Below are 19,291 nucleotides of genomic sequence, written 5' to 3'. Positions count from 1 at the left end.
TTTTTCAACTGCACCCTTTTTCCTTCATTTAACGCTGCGGTATCATCAACAGTGATTACCACTCACCAGCCCTTTGGAAGGTAAGTCTTAGTATTTTCTATCATATCATCAACAAGCTTATGAATATCTTCTACAGAGCAGTTCTTGCCGATAAACTGCGGATCATTTTCAAAAGCTTCATAAACAAGTGACTTATCAAAAGTAGTTGCCGCTTTGTAGATTCTTTCATGGTTCTTTATATGAGGCTCGATGAGTTTTTTCACATCCTCTTTGATAGCACCTGCATATATAGGCCTGATAGAGTCTCTTGAGAACACTGCATTGGTCTCAACTATAGCTCTTGCCGGAAGATTTGGAATTTGCAGCGCGTAGTTTGGAATATTGACGTTACTTACAAATCTGCTTAGTCCGCAAAGAGCCTTAATAAGAAGAATTCCTTCTTCTCCGGTCTCCTTAAGTTCCATCTTTTCCTCGCCGCTTGCAAGACGCTTACTTCTTTCAAGTCTGTCCTGCAAATCCTTCTTTCTCCATGCAACGCTTGTCAAAGCGTAGTTCCAGCTTGCAACTGTCTCAGGGTCTTTTAAGTACTCATTCCCCGGCATAAACTCGGCAAGATGCCTGTCACCTGCTGCCGCTATAAGTCCATATCTGTTAAAAAGATCCATCTTCACCCGGTGTTTACAAACAAAATTTGCATTGAGCCAATTCTCACTTTCCAAGTTGACACCTTCGTCAAAATGCTTATCAATATAACTTCTGTAGATAGTGAAAAGATCTGTTCCCTTATATGAGCTTTCTGTAAACCATGTGAAATGATTGATTCCTACCACATTGACATAAACGTCATGCCAGTCGGAAATCTTCTCACCTGTCTCCTTTTCATAAATTGTCTGTAAAACCTTCTGGGTTCCAAATACTTCATGGCAACATCCAAATGCTTTTATTTCAGGATAAGCCTCATAGAGCGCTTTCACACAAAGTGACATTGGATTTGTATAATTTATGACCCATGCGTCAGGTGAATACTTCCTGATAGCTTCTGCAATCTCTGTGAACATAGGAATAGTCCTGAGAGCACGGATCATTCCGCCGCACCCTGCCGTGTCACCTACTGACTGATATACACCGAGCCTTTCAGGAAGATGCACATCTGACTCCATCTCATCAAAAGTTCCCGGCAAAATCGAAATTACCACAAAATCAGCTCCTGTAAGAGCACTTTCAAGTGAAGTTTTTACTTCAAACTTCCAGTCACCTTTTGCGTCTTTCCTCGCCATAAGATTATTGCCTATAACTGCATTGGTCTCTGCAGCCGCTTCATCAATATCATAGAGCCTTATGGTTCCTGATATTTCATCATCGAGGGCTAAATCTGTCATAAAAGTCCACGCCCAGCCTCTGGAGCCACCGCCTATATAGGCAATGTTTACATCCTTCATTTTTCCATTTTCGTAGTTCATAGTTAACATTCCTTTCAAAAATCAAATTGTGTATAAACTGCTGTAGTATAAAAAGATAAGTACCAAGGTTGGGTAAATGCGTAAGCAACTTTGGGAGCCTCTGTGCTCGTCAGTACTTATGTCATATCCTTTATGACATTAGTACTGCTACGAAGCACAGCGGAGCGAAAGCGTCCCCAAAGTGATTACGCATAGCCCAATCCTGATACTTATCTTGAGCAGTTATCCTTTAATACCTGAACTTGCAATTCCCTCTACCAAAGACTTCTGGAATATCAGGAAAAGAATAGTTGCAGGAACGATTGAAAGCGTTGACATAGCAAGGGTTGCACCGATATCAGAGCCTGCCGACGGATCGTTAAAGAGCTTTAAGGCAAGTGATATTGGTCTCATCTCAGGCTTTGTTACATACAGCAAAGCTGAAAGATAATCATCCCATCTCCATATAAATGAGAAGATGGCACTTGTTATCATGGCCGGTACGATAAGCGGCAGAATGATTCTGAAATAAATTCCATAAAATGAGCATCCATCAATCTTTGCAGCCTCATCAAGTTCTTTGGGCACCCCTTGAATAAAGTTCATGATAAGGTATACAAAGAATCCCTGAATGGCAAAGAAGTATGGCAGAATCATTGGAAAATATGTTCCAACCCAGCCAAGTCTCCTAAACCACATGTACTGAGGAATCATCAGAATCTGTGGCGGAAGCATCATAGTGGACAACACCAGAATGAACAAAGGCTTTTTAAGCTTAAAGTCAAGTCTCTGAAGTGCATAGGCCACAAGTGATGATGAAATTAAAGTTCCAAAGGTTGATGTTATGGAAATAAAGAAGGAATTCTTAAAGAAGGTTGCGAAGGTGTAACCCATAAATCCCTTCCATCCTGTCTTGTAGTTATCAAGTGTCCAAACTGACGGAATAAGCTGTTTTGCAGTTGGCAATACATAATCAGTTGGCTTAAAAGAGCTGAAGATCATCCACAAAAGCGGGTAGATCATAATAAACGCTCCGCAAAGAACCAGTATATGATAGATCAAATCCAAGATCTTTCTTTTCATATTCATATCAGCGTCCCCCTTAGTCTTCATATACCCACTTGTTACGGCTCCAGAAAAGAAGCGCTGTCACAGCGGAAATAATAATAAGCATGATCCATGCAAGAGCAGATGCATATCCCATCTGACTCTTTCCCATGTTAGGGAATGCCTTTTTATACACATACAATGTATAGAATAAGGTACTGTCATTGGGCTGGCCATCAGTAATAAGTTTACTCTGGGTAAAGGCAAGGAAGGAATTGATGGTCTGCTGTACAAGGTTAAAGAATATTGTAGGTGTCAAAAGAGGAAGTGTTATTTTCCAGAACTGTCTCCACCTGTTTGCTCCGTCAACCTCCGCAGCTTCATATAGTTCACGATTTATTTGTTTAAGTGATGACAGGAAAATAAGCATCGAAGATCCAAACTGCCATACCGTCAAAATAATGAGAACCCAAATGGCACTTCCTTCACCAAACCAGTTGAAATTGGTAATTCCCGGAAAAACTACCGAAAGAATTGCGTTGATAGTACCGGTTGGTTCAAACATTCGTCTCCAAAGAATTGCTACAGCTACAGATCCTCCGATAATTGAAGGAAGGTAGTATGCTGCGCGATAAAAACCGGTAAGCTTAGTATCTTTTGCCAGAATAAGAGCGATGATAAGAGCAAATATAACCTTTAAAGGTGTTCCGATAAGCGCATAATAACAGGTAACCTTTAAAGCTTTCCAGAAAGATGCATCATCTGTAAAAATGTTTATATAATTCCTTAAACCAATAAATTTTGCAGGGTTTTGAATGTCGTACTTACAAAATGAAAAGTAGAGCGATAGTATCATCGGTATAAGCATGAACATCAAAAAACCAATGATAAACGGCAAACTGAATACGTAGCCTGCCACTTTCTCCTGCCCAAGCCATTGGCGGAAGTTTTTCTTTTTATCCATAGAACTCTCCCCTTTCTCTCTGATGTCCAGTAAACTAGCTTTTTTTGTAAAAAAAGAGAGACGCCAGATTTATAATTTATAAAAATAACACCTCTCTTTGGTTCAATTACTTAAGGTGTAAAACTGTTATTCCCCAAATTAATAATCAGCTGCTACCTTATTTGCACCCTCTACAAAGTCCTTGGCAAGGTCTGCAGGTGTATCGGAAGGATTCTTTGAAAGTGCTCTGCTTGTGATACCCTCGATGACATCTGTATTAACTGTCCCTGCATATCCGGGAAGCGGAGGGAAGATTGCTGTTGAATTCTTTGATACCATATCAAGATACTCAACAATGATAGGATATGTATAGTCTGTCTGTGATACTGTATCAGCAATAGCTGCAGCTACTTCACTGTTAGCCGGAACACCACGCTCTGCTCTAAGAAGAGTGTTTGCATCAACATCATTGATAAGGTAATTAAGAATTGCTACAGCCAAATCAGGATTCTGAGTGTCTGTTGTAATTGAGAAGAACTGTGAAGGCTTAAGGTAGTTAGCCTGTGCTCCGTTATCTTCCGGCCATGTTGTGATGCCAAGTTCGATTCCATCAGCCTTTGCTGCATCGCAGAATGCCATGTACTGGTTTGAGAAGTTGAATGTACACCAGCTTCTTACACTGGGATCTGAACCATATACAAGTGGGCTCTGAGGAATTGTAGCTGTATCAACTGATGCAAACTTATCTGTATCAAAGAGCCATCCTTCTGCAACAGCGTTCTGAAGACGTGTATAGAATTCTGTCATCTCTTCTTCTGAAACTGTAACGCCATCAGCTTCGAACAATGCATTGTGACCCTTGCCACGGGCAAAGTAAGCAATTGGATTTTCTGAGTTAAAATTGTGCCATACAACACCGATTCCCTTTGCGTCATAAATCTGTTTTGAAATCTCTGCAAACTGATCCCAAGTCATGTTATCAGGAACAGTAATTCCAAGCTCATCTGTAAGTGTCTTGTTGTATGAAAGAGCCGGAGCATTCATACCTGCACACACTGCATAGATATGTCCGTCGCTGGCACTCTTTCCTGTGTCAACAATGCTCTCCGGAATCTTTGAAAGATCAAGAGCACCGCTTTCAACGTAAGGTGTAAGGTCAAGAAGATCCCCTGCTTCAACCCACTGCTCAAAATATGCGTAATCCTGCTGCATAAGATCAGGAAGTGTGTCACTTGATGAAAAGCTTGTCATCTGTGCCCAATAATCATTCCATGCCTGAGAATTGAGGTTAAATGTTACGTTTGGATAAAGTTCGGTGAAATGATCGCATGCAGCTTTTGTAACTTCATCACGAACCTGGTTTCCCCACCATCCAAATCCAACAGTTACATCGCCGGCTGTTGCAGGATCAAAAGCAGCTGCTGAAGCATCAGCAGTATCTGCTGCCGGAGTCTCTGCCGCGGGAGTTTCCGTTGTCTGTGTCTCAGCCTTAGGTGTCTCCTCTGCTGCAGGAGCAGTTGTGTCTGCGGCTGTCTCGCCACAAGCTGCCAGGGATAATACCATCATTCCTGACAATACCATTGAAATCACTTTCTTTTTCATTTCTTTCCCTCCTAAGTTTAATTGCAGGCTTTGTATAAAAATACTATAATTATTATATCGTCATTTTGTAGTCGTGTAAATAATAACCACAAAATATAGATATCATATCTTTTATATGTGCATTTTGCACAGTTTGGGCACGGCATTGTGCGCAGATATATATATACTACTACTACTCATGTGAGCGATATACGGATTGCTCCACTTCGTTCTCGCAATCCTACGTACATGAGGAATCCGCGCTAATCGCGCTACTTCCTCATGTACGTTCAGTCTTCAAATAGATACAAAGCTTTGTGCAAGCACAGCTTTGTGCGCAGGTATATATACTACTACTACTTATGTGAGCGATATGCGGATTGCTCCACTTCGTTTTCGCAATCCTACGTACATGAGGAATCCGCGCTAATCGCGCTACTTCCTCATGTACGTTCAGTCTTCAAATAGATACAAAGCTTTGTGCAAGCACAGCTTTGTATCTATTTGAATCCTTATATCGCTCACATACCAATCAAATCAAATTCTTCAAAAGAAACCTTCAGCGCAGCGTCATGTCCCGGGTTATTGAATTTTACCAGCGCTGCCCTCAAAGTCTCGCTGTAGTACCAGCAGTTGTCAGAAGCTTCAAACTTTTCCCTGTCCAAAATATGTGTCAGCTTCTTATCCTCAAAAGATATCCACAATGGCGCTTTTTCTTTGTAGACAACTGTAGCTACCACTCTTTTAACAGTATCCTTATAAGTTCCTTCGCCCTTGAAAGAAATATCGATTACGCTGTTGCCACTCATGGTTATAGTGGTCTTTCTGTAAACGCCCTCCTCAAAATCATTGCTGCATCCATCATCATCATAGTAAACATATTCCGAAATATGCTCTTTTCCATCAGTATACGGAATAAATGTAAGACTCAAATCGGTAACAGGATCTTTTTCGGCATTCATGGGCTGGTTAAGCGCTGTAGGAAGTATCCCTCCCTCCCTCAAAAATCTTGGAATAGAGTTAATATTTACAGGTATATTTATAAATTGACCGCCTTCATAGCATTTATAATTATTCTCAAGGTCAAACCACTTGCATCCATCCGGCAGATATATTTCTTTTACAATCTGTCCCTTTTCAATAACGTTTGCAACAAGCAGATCTCTTCCCAGCATAAATTCATAATTTTCTTCATATACATTCTCATCCTGCTGGAATTCATAGACCAGCGGTCTCATTATAGGCGCACCTGTCATATGCGCTTCGTATTCCAGTGAATAAAAATGAGGAATCATACGATAGCGCAGTAACATCGCATTTCTTATCCTGTCAGTCTGCCTTTGGTACATCCATGGCTCTGTAACAGTATTGTCACTGCTTGCCGAATGAATTGAAAATCTTGGCTGGAATATGCCATGCTGCACCCATCTGACAAAGAGCTCTTCTTCAGGTGCCGGCCCCGCAAAACCGCCAATATCACAGCCTGTATTGGGCTGGCCTGATAGTCCCACTCCAAGCATTGTCGGTATATTGTGTTTTAAAGTTCTCCACGCTGTGCAGTTATCACCAACCCAGTTCTGAGCGTATTTCTGAATTCCGCTGCTACCACTTCGGCAAACAACATAAGGTCTTTTGCTCTTGTCATGCTCTTTTACCGCTTCACAGGCAAGCTTACTCATGATAGTACACATAACCGGCTTAAGTTCACCTATTCTTCCGCCTTGTCCGTCATAATCACACTTGCTGTCATGATCAAGTAAGCTGTCATATTCACAGTTGTCATCCCAAACAGAGTCAGTTCCCACATCAATCACAGCTTCTGTGAGATACTTTTTCCAAAGCTCTCTCCCTTTAGGATTGGTATAATCCCAAAATGCTCCCGAACCTCCCCACCATGAGCCAACAGCAGGTTCATTTTCATCCTCACTGTCTCTGACAAAAACGCCCTCCTTTTTGAACTCATCAAACTTTGGATGCATCAAAAGAATTCCCGGCTTAACATTAGGAACGTTCTGAGCTCCAAGCTCATTCATTTTCGCAAAGTATCCCTTTGGATCAGGGAACCTTTCCTTATTCCAGGTGAAAACACATCTCTTATTGTCATAAGACGTATATCCCGATGAAAGATGGAACCCGTCAATAGGGAATCCTTTTTTCCTTACGGTTTCTACAAATTCTATCAGCGCCTTGTCTGAATCTTTTTCAAGCTCTGAATAGTACATTGATGAACCCTGATATCCAAGAGCTCTTTTTGGCAAAAGAACCGGTCTTCCCGTCAAAGCTGTATAATCATCAAGCACATTCTTTATGGACGGGCCGGTGAATATGAAAAGATCAAGATCTCCGCCGTCAGCCTGGAAGTATGTGTATCTTGGCCAGTAATTGCTCTTTTCTTTTCCCATGTTAAAAACAGATTCATGGAAGTTGTTGTAAAAAAATCCCGCTGCCTTTTTGGTATCCCTGTCGAGCCTTATATAAAATGGAATATGTTTGTACATAGTGTCACATTTTTCCGGATCATAGCTCCAGGAATCTGTTGCTCTTTCTCTGATGAAATCTTTGTTCTTATTGATTGGACCTGTCTTTTCACCAAAGCCGTAAAAGCAGTCTTCTTCCTTCATTCTTGTATAAGAGATCACTCTGTTATTGGCATCTTTAATAAACGGGCTTCCCTTAGCGCCTTCATAAATAACATCTCCTTCATTATCAAGGAGTTTTAAATTAAGAGGATCTTTTTCAATAACAAGACAGTTACTGCTAGTCTTTAAGACAATCTCATCATCTTTTTCCTCCAGATTGGAAATCACAGGAGTTACATGCTTTCTGTCCTCAAAAAGAAAATCAAGCCTGTCATCCCATCCTGTCATCTGAAGAACATACGAGCCTTCAGACTTACCGGCATTTGCAATATCGTCAAAGCAAACCTTGATTCTCACAATGCTGTCTGTCAAAAAACATATCTTCATATATGCTTTATCAAGCTCAGCCAGATATCCGTAATCAGTCTTTTTTATAGTGTTTAACTTCTTACATATTTTCATGGAATTTCTCCTAATACTTTTAAATTAATAAATTCACACTACTCACCTATAGATTATTTTAGAATTAATTACACTTCTTTGGTTCTGATTCAATTAACCCGGCAACATCCAGTCAAGAATACTTCTGATCTCCAAATCCCAGAAATCCCAGTTATGCATATGATCAGGAACTTCTTTATAGACACTCTTAACGCCCATTTCTATAAGTTTCTCATGAACTCCTCTATTAAGTTCAAAAAGAAAATCCTCTGTTCCGCATGCCTGATAGAGTTCAGGAACCTGTCCGTTTTCAATATCTTTCTTAAGCAGGGCAAACAAATCTCTATCGCTTCCCTCCAGGCAGCTAGCCGTTTCTCCAAAGGCATCCTCCCATGGAAAAGGATTGTCAACTTTGCCTAACATAGCCTCATCATGCAGCCTGACAATATCTAAAGCCCCTGACATTGATGCTGATTTAGAATAAAGATCCGGTCTTGAAAGTGCCAAAAACCAAGCGCCGTATCCTCCCATGGAAAGACCTGCAATATATGTGTCTTCGCGCCTCTTTGATGCAGGGAAAATACGAGTTATATACTCAGGAAGCTCTTTGGTCATGTAAGTAAAGTATTGGCCTCCGTGAGCCATATCCTGATAAAAACTGTTCTCTACACCTGCCATAACGGCAATACAGTTATGTGCCTGAGCATACCTCTCAATATTTGAAAATCTTGCCCAGGAACTGTTATCGCCAAATGCTCCGTGTAAAAGATAAACCACCGGAAGCCCATGCTCATAGTCGTAGCGCGCATCTTTCCCCGTGGCTGTTATCTGTTCATTTCCTTCCGGTGTAGGAATGACAACATTTATCTCCGTATTATGATTTAAAACGTGGCTGAAATAGTGACATGTACAGAACATATAGACCTCCCCAAAAAACTCATTGCATTAATTGTAATCGCACGATATTGCGTTAGTCTATAGTGTAAATTCGATAAGATTATTTTTACTTTTTTGGTGATAATGAAACTTGAAAAGAAACAACAATGCATTCCTGAATTAATAATTCAAGAATGCATTGCCAGATTTATATTCTCTTTGTAGATTCCCCTTCTATCAGTTCTCCCGGGAAAGTTATGTGCCTGTGGCCGCTTTCTCCATCAATGATATCAAATATAAGTTTCATGGTTTCCTTGGAGATATCTTCAAGCGGCTGCCTTACAGTTGTAAGTCTCGGAATGCAAAATCTTGATATATCCTGACCATCAAAGCCTGCAAGACTTACATCTTCCGGAACCTTGATTCCGGCATCTGCAAAGGCTCTCAAAGCTCCCACAGCCAGTACATCAGAAATACAATAAAGAGCCGTGAATTCCACACCGGATTCTATAAGCGCTTTAGTAGTTGTATAACCGTTTTCCATGGAATAAATTCTTTTATCAACAAGCCTTATAAGCTTTTCATCAATCTCTATTCCATTATCCTTAAGCGCCTGAATATAGCCCTCCAATCTTAGTTTTACTATGGAAGGATTCTCGCTTCCTTCTGATAAAATAGCTATTTTTTTGTGTCCGAGTCCGATGAGATATTCAGTCATCTTCCTGCTCTCATTGAAATCATCAACAGAAACAGTAGAGTATTCCTTCTTGCTGAGGTTATCGGAAATATCAGAACCAATTGTTGCAAAAACCGCCGGAACATTCAGCTGCTTGATTTTAACTGATGAGTGTTTGGAACTTCCGCCCATAAATACTATTCCGCGAAGGCGCTTTTCTTTCTCAAGCTCAAGCGCCACATCGAGCTCATCCTCATATGCCTCTACGTGTCTTAATACCAGTGCGTACTTTCTTTTTTCTGTTTCCTCTTCCGCAATCTGGATCATGGGAGTAAAAAACGGGTTCGTAATACCTTTGACAAGTACTGCAATACATTTGGCATCTGTGCGCTTTAAATTTCTGGCACTGTTATTAGGTACATAACCGGTTTCTCTTATAACTTCAAGGATTCTTTTTTTAGTCTCCGGATTTATATCCGAATGGTCATTTATTGCCCTCGATACAGTACTTACCCCTACTCCACATCTTTTTGCAATTTCTACTATAGTTATATCTGCCATAACATCTACCTTTTGTATTTTTATAGTAAACGACATAGGCTTTTGCCTATTGCCGTTTACTTTAATCTACCGTAGATTCTAGCATAGTCATGCATTTTTTCGCAAAGAGAATCAGTAAGCGCATCCTTTTTCATTCTCCACACCCAGTTTCCGCCAAGAGTTGAAGGTGTATTGATTCGGGCATATGCGTCAAGTTCAAGGTAATCCTGCATTGGAATGATAGCTGTATCAGATACGCTTGCAAATGCAGATCTTATCATCGCCCAAACCGCATCCTTGGAATAAGTGATTCCAAGATACTCCTTGGCAAATTTCTTGTCATTTCTTGGAAGAGCCTTAAACCAGCCCTTAGCTGTCTCGTTGTCGTGAGTTCCTGTGTAAACAATGCAATTTTTAGTATAGTTGTGTGGAAGATAGTCACTTTCCTCCCTTGAATCAAACGCAAATTCAAGAATCTTCATTCCTAGGAACCCTGTCTTCTTAACCAGATTTATAACTGACTTGGTTAAAAATCCAAGATCCTCAGCAATTACCTTTTTCTGCCCAAGTTCTTTTTTCATAACTTCAAAGAGCTCTATTCCCGGGCCTTTTCTCCACTCGCCGATTTCAGCTGTCGGATTTCCAAAAGGAATTGCATAATATTCATCAAAGCCTCTGAAATGATCGATCCTGACTACATCATAAAGCTTGTAGCACTGAGCTATTCTCTTCATCCACCACTTATAGCCTGTCCTTTTGTGATACTCCCAGTCGTAAAGAGGATTCCCCCACAACTGCCCTGTAGCACTGAAAGCATCAGGCGGGCACCCTGCTACATCAATAGGTACATTGTCCTTATCAAGCTGGAACAGTTCAGGATTTGCCCATGTATCAGCACTGTCAAAAGCAACATAAATAGGAATATCACCTATTATCTCAATTCCATTCTCATTGGCATATGCTTTTAACTTTGTCCACTGTTTTGAAAACAAAAACTGCAGAAAACTGTAAAAATCTATTTCTTCTTTATATGTCTCTGCCGCCTTATTTAATGCTTCCTTATTGCGAAGCCTAAGCCCGTCTTCCCAAGTGTTCCAGGCTCTTCCACCATGAGCATTTTTTAGAGCCATGAAAAGAGAATAATCAAAAAGCCAGTCATTATCTTTATTATTCTTGAACTCTTCAAATTCCTTTTTTAAGTTCGCAGCATCTTTTGCTTTATCCAATCCTTTGTACGCGATCTTCAAAAGCTCAAATCTTCCCTTGTAAAGTTTCTCATAATCAATTGACTCCTCTGCAGCGCCAAAGTCATATTTAGCTGCATCCTTATCCGTCAGAAGTCCCTCTTCTATAAGAGTATCTATATCAATAAAATAAGGGTTTCCGGCAAATGTCGAAAAAGACTGATATGGAGAATCTCCATAGCTTGTAGGACCAAGAGGCAGAATCTGCCAGTAACTCTGTCCGGCTTTTTTCAGGAAATCCACAAACTCATACGCCTCTTTTGAAAAAGTTCCAATCCCATATCCGGAAGGAAGTGAAAAAATAGGAAGTAATACTCCACATAATCTTGTTTTCTCTGTATTCTTATTTGCCATAACAAATCCTCACTAATAAAAATGCTTTAAAAGAGCTACGGAAAAAGTTGCCATTACCGGTAACGTTTCCATAGCTCTACTTTATCAGTTTATTTTTCTTTTTTCAAGTTTAAAATTAATCATACACCATGCTCTTCAAATGGAGTCTTTTTGATTCCCCAAATGAGATTTCTCCACTGTTCAAGCTGATCTACAGTCATAAATCCATTTGACGTACCCATGTAACCAATCTTGTAAGATGCGAACAATAGTGCATTTTTTATTGCATTTACGCTATCTCCTGTTTCCATGTAATAGTGAAGGAAACATGCAAAAAGAGCATTTCCTGCGCCGATGGTATTTACAACTTCATTGGTCTTAACTGTCTTGTAATGAGCCCTTATATCTTTTGTCTTATCAAATAGAATAAGACCTTCACTACCCTGTCCCAGAATAATTATCTCTGTTCCATATGTAGATGCCATTCTGTCAATAAATACATAAGGATCTTCGGAAAGCGTGTCATCACTGAAATACAGAACCTTAGCAGGTTCAAGGAAATCAGTATTATATTTTTCCTTTTCGGGATTGTAGCTTCTGATATTTACCGCAATAGGTTTGCCGTGTTCTGCTGCAGCTTTTGCAAAAGGTCTGCAGAAATTGGCATTGGCAAGCACCATCATATCGCACTCATGCGCAATGGGAGCTACCATTGACATATCGTAAACATTATCCCTAAGATCTTTTATATCTTCAAATATCTGCTGTTTTCTCTCTTTATCATAGAGCACAACTTCAGTAGGGGTTTCTTTCATCTGAGGAATGATAAATTCCGTAGAAAGGGTAATTTTCCTGTCCGGCGGATTGATCATACTAAGATCCTGATTTCTTCCCACAATGGACATAAAAGTAACATCATCACCAAGCCATTTCAGCGCTAAAGACTCATTGTACGCATCGCCGCCCATTGCGGTAAAAATCGAATCCTGGGCATTTGTCAAAGGTGAGAAACTTATCGGTATTTTATCTACCCTGACAATAGTTTCAATCTGTGTTACACCGGCTACTAAAAACTTGCTCATGCTTGCCTCCTTTTATGAGAAAACCATTTTGCTTATCATATCGACATATTCCAAGGCTTCTGCCAAAAACAAATCTGCTCTGAAATTATCTCCTTTCAGATGAGTTGTCATTATTCCGTTTACCGTGTATTCCAGCATATCCCAGACCATACTGTAACTGATCTCCGTTGGGAATACAGTAATGTCGGCTTTTTCCTGTAGTGCCTCCATGATTCTCTTATATTTTTCGCGCCTTTCTTTTATTTCAGCCACAGCTTCGGCATAAGTTTCTTCCTCTGCCTTCTGCAAAAATAATAATATATATGGATATTGCGACATGGCTGCTGCCCTTGCCGATAAAATTTGTTTGTAAAGCTCAAAATACCCTGTTTCATTTTTTCCAACATTATTTTGTGCAAGTTCCAGCGTCACAAAACGAGTGGCATAATCATATAAAAATGCATAGAGACCTATTTTACTTCCGAAGTAATGAAAAAGCAGTCCCTTGCTTATTTCTGCAGTTTTTACAATCTCATCTGTACTGGCATGATGATATCCGTACTTGGCAAATATCAAAAGTGCTGCATTTATCATACGGTCCTGTTTTTCTTTTTTCAATTCAAAAAATTTTTCATTCATCCTGTACACCCTATGAAGTCTATATTGACTACAACAGTCTAATTTAAATATAGCACCTTTACCGGTCTACTTCAAACGTTTTACCGTTTTTTATCAATTTTTAATCATTAAGTATGCTATACTTATGATAGCTATAAATACACATTTGGCAGGTGCTTTTATGTACGATTTTCTGAGAACTTACCAACTTGATATTATGCTCTTTTTAAGTGGTGGCTGCGGAGTATTGACTATACTTGCTCTGTCCACAAAAACTCTTACCATGATACGTAAGCATGCACTTGTGTCCATGGAATTGTCTGCCATGTTTCTTCTCATATTTGACAGACTTGCCTACATATACAGAGGGGATATATCAGACAAAGGATACTGGATGGTAAGAATCAGTAATTTTCTCGTTTATTTCCTTTCCTTATTTGTTTCCCATGCATTTAATCTGTATGTTATGGACATCGTAAAAGAGACTGCTCATCATAAAACACCGCCTTTATCTCTGGTCATCTGCGAGGTTCTTTTCACTATCGGAAGCGTGATGATCATCTTAAATATTTTTACCCACTTTTATTACACCTTTGATGCTTCAAACCGCTACGTAAGAAATCCCGGATTTATAATATCCTATACCTTCCCTCTTGCTATTACGCTTCTGCAAATAATGGCTATAGTTAAATACAGACGCTACATAGGAAAAGGTTCCACCGCTTTTCTTCTGACCTTTAGCATTCTCCCCTATATAGCCACCATAATACAGATTTTTTCCTACGGGCTCTCACTTACCAACATAACAATTGTTGGAATGATTGTTCTTATTTATGTTTTCGAAATTATAAACATGAATAAATTACAGGAAGCCAAGATTGCAGCAGAAAGAGCCAATACGGCAAAATCGCGATTTTTGGCTAACATGTCCCATGAGATAAGGACACCTATCAACACGATTCTCGGAATGGACGAAATGATCCTGAGGGAAGATGCAACCGATGTTCCAAAGTCTTATTTTATGTCAATTACCAATTATGCACTGGATATAAAATATGCTTCTGAATCACTTCTCGGACTTATCAACGATATTCTTGATATTTCAAAAATTGAATCGGGAAAGATGCATCTGGTAGAGCAGGAATACAATGTTCAGGAACTTCTCCGTGGAGTTATCACTATGATCCGTATAAGAAGTAACCAAAAAGACCTGACATTTGATCTTGATATTGACCAAAGCCTTCCCACAAGGCTTTACGGCGATATGGGAAAGATTAAACAGATCATTTTGAATCTTTTAACAAATGCCGTTAAATACACGGATAAAGGCGGTTTTACACTTACAGCAAAGGTTCTTGGCAAAAATTCAGGCACATACAATCTCCTGTTCTCGGTAAAAGATACCGGAATCGGTGTAAAGGAAGAGGATATCCCAAAACTTTTCACAGCATTTGAGCGACTTGATGAAGAAAAAAACAATGGAATTCAGGGAACCGGTCTTGGGCTTGACATCTCCAAGCAGTTTTCCGAACTTTTGGGAGGGAGCCTGACGTGCAAAAGTGTCTATGGAGAAGGCTCTGTCTTTACCTTTAATGTAAGTCAGAAGGTTATAGATGAAACTCCGATAGGTCAATTCAAAGAAACTGATGACACCAAATCAGTAGGAATGTATCTTCCAAGCTTTACCGCCGAGAATGCAAAGCTTCTTGTTGTAGATGACAATTCCATGAATCTGTCAGTTTTAAAGGGGCTTCTAAAATCAACAAAGGTTCAAGTAGATACTGCCGAATCCGGATATGCCTGCATTGACCTTATAAAAGAAAATTCTTATGACCTGCTTCTTTTAGACCACATGATGCCCGGAATGGACGGCATAGAAACACTTGAAAAGGTACGGGAAATCAATAAAACCATCCCTGCCGTTGCCCTTACCGCCAACTATATGGCAAACGGAGATGAGTTCTATGGTTCAAAGGGCTTTTGCGGATATATCAGTAAACCAATTGATTCAGCAGCTCTTGAAAGGATAATTATCAAAAACCTGCCGGAAGAACTGGTAACAAAGCTGGAGCCGCAACTTGTAAATGAAGATACCATGGAACTTCCTCCTGATATGAAATGGCTTGAAGAGCTGGATGATATTGATGTAGCATCCGGAATAAAAAACTGCGGCGGAGTCACAGGATATATATTCTCGGTTCAGCTTTTCCTTGATACTATTGACGAGAATGCGAAGGTTATAGAAAATGCCTATGCCGAAGAAGATATAAAGCTTTACACTATCAAGGTACACGCTCTTAAGAGTTCCTCAAGGATCATTGGTGCCAACAGCCTTTCAGAACTTGCCAGGAAAATGGAGGATGCAGGAAACAGAGGCGACATAGCATTTATATCAGCACACCACAATGAGCTTCTTACCATGTACAGATCCTATAAGGAAAAGCTCTCCCGCCTAAACTCTCACAATACCTCAAACGAAGCTGTAAAAGATAAAATATCCTCCGAGGATCTAAAAAACGCCTATGAGACCTTTAAAGAAACTGCAACACAAATGGATTACGACAGCGCCGAACTGATTCTATCCCAACTTGAAAAATACGATCTTCCTCCTGCAGACACTGAAACCTTCGCCGAAATTTCAAAAGCCCTCAAAGCCTTTGATTGGGACAAAGTCGATGAAATCCTATCTTCCCACTAAGGAGCAGCGACCGGGAGCCATATGTGCTGCGCACCGATGGCTCCCGGTCGCTGCTCCTAAATGGAAGATTTTGCTTACATCAGTTTTTCCATTTCATCCCAATCTGCCTTTGTAAGGAGTGATTTCAGATTGGCGATTTTTTCCTGTTCTGCAGGGGGAAGGCTGTATTTTTCAAGTTCGGAAATGACCATTTCTACTCCGTCATAGTCCGTAGTCTGTATCAGCTCTTTTAATGCGTTATGGGCATCCTGCAATATTTCATCTGAAACAGACTCCTTATGTGCATTACCTTTGTGCCTTTCTCCGGCATATCCACTCAGTATTTCCTTATAGCTTCTATATAGGAATAAAAGCTCTGCCGTCTTGTCTTTTATCAGTTCAATATTACCTGCCTTCCCGGCTTCTTCAAGACTAAGGGCAAGGGCAGAAAGTTTTTTGGCTCCTATTATTCTGGATGTGCTCTTTAACGCATGAACCTTGATCGTATAAAACTCATAATCCTCTGCGTTATAGGCATCTTCTATTTCTTTGGACTTTTCATCTATGCTTCCATAGAAGGTATCAAGAAACTTTTCAAGGGATTCTACACTTCCGCAGAAATTAAGACCATCATCTATGCTTATCTCTTCAATATCTTTTAGTTTCAGCATTTCCTTGGGAAGCATTGCTTCTTCCAAGGTTTCATCCCCGTCAGCTTCCAGAATCAATCTGTCAGGTATGTATTTTATTATTGTCTCTTCAAACTGATCTCCATTTACAGGCTTGGCAAGATAATCTATAAATCCCTGACTCTTATAATAGTTTTTCCCATCATAAGCGGCATTTGCAGTAAGTGCAATTACCGGTATATCAACTGTGATTTTTTGTATCTCATGAAGAGTCTCTATTCCGTCCATTTCAGGCATCATATGGTCAAGCAAAATAAGATGAAAACTCTCATCAAGCTTTTCAAGGCATTCTCTGCCGCTCATGGCTGTTACAACTTTGGCCTTTGTTCCTTTTAACAGACCGCAAATGACCTGAAGGTTCATTTCGTTGTCATCAACCACCATGATTTTTGCTTCAGGAGCTATGAATTTAGGAATATACCTGCCCGAAGGCTTTTCATCATACTTTTCTACAAACTCCCCTATCGGCTCACTGTTTATAACTTTTTGCTCAAGTGTAAAGAAAAATATTGATCCTTCTCCGTATTCGCTTTCGCATTTAAGCTCACTTCCCATGAGCTTGACAAACTGACGCGAAATATTAAGCCCAAGGCCTGTTCCCTGAACAGCTTCATTCTTTACTTCATCTACTCTTTCAAAGGGGGCAAATATCTTTTTAATATCCTCTTTTCTGATACCGATTCCGGTATCCTTAACCCCAAAATACAAAATGCAACTGTTTTCTCTTTTTTCAATTAGAGCTATTTTCAGCGTAAAACCGCCCTCATCAGTATATTTAAGAGCATTGGTAAGTAGATTTAAGACAATCTGTTTAAGCTTTCCCACATCTCCATAAAGAGTTTTAGGAATGTCTCTGTCTATTTCAACCTTAAAATTTAATCCTTTTTCATTACTTCTGACACGTATCATTGACACTACATTTCTGATAGCTTCCGCCGTGTCATAGTTTGTTTCTATCAAGTTCATTTTCCCCGATTCTATTTTGGACAGATCAAGGATGTCATTTATAAGTCCCAGTAAAATTTCAGATGCCTTTTTGATAGACACGGCATAATTTCTTATTGCACCGGAATATTCCTCAGAAATGCCTGTAGCATCCTCTCTGAGGATCATTTCATCCATTCCCATAATGGTATTTATAGGCGTTCTTATCTCATGGGACATATTTGCAAGAAACCTTGTCTTTGCCCTATTTGCGCTGTCAGCATCTTCTTTTGCCTTCTGCAGAAGATCATACTGTCTGTCCAATATATTGTGATAATTAGCTGCAAGCCATATACCAAGCGATATGCTAAGTATAAGGAAGCTTAAAGCTACCAAAAGCACTCTTATCGTAAAGTCATGTATATAACTGAGCAGATCCATCATAGACATATCTGCTCCGACATAGGCAACACACTCACCGCTGCTGTTATAAACAGGCTCGTAGGCAGTTATAAACCATCCATATTTATCCCTTGTTTCTATAGGTTCAATTCTTTTTCCCTCAAGAAGATCCGGAATATATTCCAGAAAATCTTCATCGAAAGCCAAAAACTCACCAACCTCTCCATTTTCCTTAAAGTTGGGATCAGAGTCAAATATTATTCTGCATCCGTCTTCCTTAATCTGATATATGTAGGTATATTCTATTCCCGGCGAATTGGCACAGGTAGCCACCAAAAGAGCTTCCATATCCAGATATTCCCTGCTGGCAAACCCCGTTTCCAAAAAATATGGAATCATGTCGCCGTCTAAAGCACCGGCTATAAGCTTGGTTACACCTGTTACCTGCTCAATTCTTTCTTTTACAGCATTTTCATTATACAAAGATATACTCATATAAGAAATAACTGCAGATAAAAATGTTGCTTCAAGAGCGATTATGGCAAGAAGTTTTCCCCTTATCTGCTTGCGGTTGACATTGTCATACTCACCTGAGTTAAACTGTTCCCTGGCTATCTCCGCATAGTTATACTCCCTGTTCCATATACCTTCTCTGACATGCCCCGGAATAATCCACACAATAAAAAGTCCTATGGCTACTGTAAATGCTTTGTCAATCACATTCACAGCAATATCGGATAGCACAAAAGAAAGCATATACGGGAGTCCTGCGCTATTTGAAAGAAATTGTGTTGCTCCTGAAATCAGTGGATTTTTAGGCACTCCGATTAAGGACCACTCAATGAAGGCAGAAAGAATACCGCTTACAAAGGCTATTACTGCAATATATACAATGATTCCTTTTTTCTTCTTTAAGTAGTTTTTATAAAAGAATCTGTTGGAGCATAAAGCAACAGAAATATTAACCAGAGCAAAATACATTGAAGTACTGCTGAAATAATTGCCAAGTACGTTAGATGTCAATGCCACCACGATACCTGCAAAAAGGCCGCACTCAGCCGAGGCAAAAATAGTCCCTGCCGTATCAAGAAAAAGCGGTATTTTAAGCCATACGCAAACTCTTGATAACAAAATGTTCAGAACTATTCCCTCTAATATGATGCAGACTCTGTAGATATTAATTTCTCTGATTGAATAATCTTTAAAACTCTTTTTCTCCAT

The 19,291-nt window shown here is 39.8% G+C and carries 12 protein-coding genes; 1 reads left to right on the top strand and 11 read right to left on the bottom strand.

Translation table 11 applies throughout. From position 1 onward, the window contains the following. Nucleotides 1-62: 62 nt before the first annotated feature. The 10 genes from J6O61_RS11880 to J6O61_RS11835 all read right to left on the bottom strand — a co-directional run bounded on the left by J6O61_RS11880 (nt 63) and on the right by J6O61_RS11835 (nt 13,399). The gene (locus J6O61_RS11880) at nt 63-1,460 is read right to left on the bottom strand and encodes a family 4 glycosyl hydrolase (protein ID WP_292213434.1); all 1,398 of its coding nucleotides are present in this window, start codon (nt 1,458-1,460) and stop codon (nt 63-65) included. Nucleotides 1,461-1,682: 222 nt separating this feature from the next. Continuing rightward, nucleotides 1,683-2,528, bottom strand: a complete 846-nt coding sequence (locus tag J6O61_RS11875; RefSeq protein WP_292213433.1) for a carbohydrate ABC transporter permease — start codon at nt 2,526-2,528, stop codon at nt 1,683-1,685. A gap of 13 nt (nt 2,529-2,541) precedes the next feature. Further along, on the bottom strand, nt 2,542-3,450 hold the full coding sequence (locus J6O61_RS11870; protein ID WP_292213432.1) for a carbohydrate ABC transporter permease: 909 nt from the start codon (nt 3,448-3,450) through the stop codon (nt 2,542-2,544). A 138-nt stretch (nt 3,451-3,588) separates the two neighbouring features. Further along, nucleotides 3,589-5,031: an ABC transporter substrate-binding protein gene (locus J6O61_RS11865; RefSeq protein WP_292213431.1), complete on the bottom strand. Its 1,443-nt coding sequence runs from the start codon at nt 5,029-5,031 to the stop codon at nt 3,589-3,591. A gap of 500 nt (nt 5,032-5,531) precedes the next feature. Next, complete coding sequence (locus J6O61_RS11860) at nt 5,532-8,051, bottom strand: glycoside hydrolase family 31 protein (RefSeq protein ID WP_292213429.1); 2,520 nt, start codon at nt 8,049-8,051, stop codon at nt 5,532-5,534. 93 nt (nt 8,052-8,144) lie between these two features. After that, on the bottom strand, nt 8,145-8,948 hold the full coding sequence (locus tag J6O61_RS11855) for an alpha/beta hydrolase (protein WP_292213426.1): 804 nt from the start codon (nt 8,946-8,948) through the stop codon (nt 8,145-8,147). A gap of 166 nt (nt 8,949-9,114) precedes the next feature. Next, complete coding sequence (locus J6O61_RS11850) at nt 9,115-10,143, bottom strand: LacI family DNA-binding transcriptional regulator (protein ID WP_292213423.1); 1,029 nt, start codon at nt 10,141-10,143, stop codon at nt 9,115-9,117. Nucleotides 10,144-10,199: 56 nt separating this feature from the next. Next, nucleotides 10,200-11,720 carry a 4-alpha-glucanotransferase gene (gene malQ, locus J6O61_RS11845; protein WP_292213421.1) on the bottom strand — a complete coding sequence of 507 codons (1,521 nt, stop codon included), beginning with the start codon at nt 11,718-11,720 and terminating at the stop codon, nt 10,200-10,202. Nucleotides 11,721-11,839: 119 nt separating this feature from the next. Beyond that, complete coding sequence (locus tag J6O61_RS11840) at nt 11,840-12,781, bottom strand: carbohydrate kinase family protein (RefSeq protein WP_292213418.1); 942 nt, start codon at nt 12,779-12,781, stop codon at nt 11,840-11,842. A gap of 12 nt (nt 12,782-12,793) precedes the next feature. Continuing rightward, entirely contained in the window at nt 12,794-13,399 is a 606-nt protein-coding gene (locus J6O61_RS11835) for a TetR/AcrR family transcriptional regulator (protein ID WP_292213416.1), read from the bottom strand. Nucleotides 13,400-13,559: 160 nt separating this feature from the next. On the opposite strand from J6O61_RS11835, the gene J6O61_RS11830 reads away from it, so the two are divergent. After that, nucleotides 13,560-16,076: an ATP-binding protein gene (locus tag J6O61_RS11830; RefSeq protein WP_292213413.1), complete on the top strand. Its 2,517-nt coding sequence runs from the start codon at nt 13,560-13,562 to the stop codon at nt 16,074-16,076. 74 nt (nt 16,077-16,150) lie between these two features. Here J6O61_RS11830 and J6O61_RS11825 read toward each other — a convergent pair whose 3' ends face one another. Further along, a complete protein-coding gene (locus J6O61_RS11825; RefSeq protein ID WP_292213411.1) occupies nt 16,151-19,291 on the bottom strand; it encodes a hybrid sensor histidine kinase/response regulator in 3,141 nt (1,046 codons plus the stop codon).

The organism is Butyrivibrio sp. (assembly GCF_017635265.1).
GTDB lineage: Bacteria > Bacillota > Clostridia > Lachnospirales > Lachnospiraceae > Butyrivibrio.
This window is presented reverse-complemented; position numbering and strand designations above follow the sequence as displayed.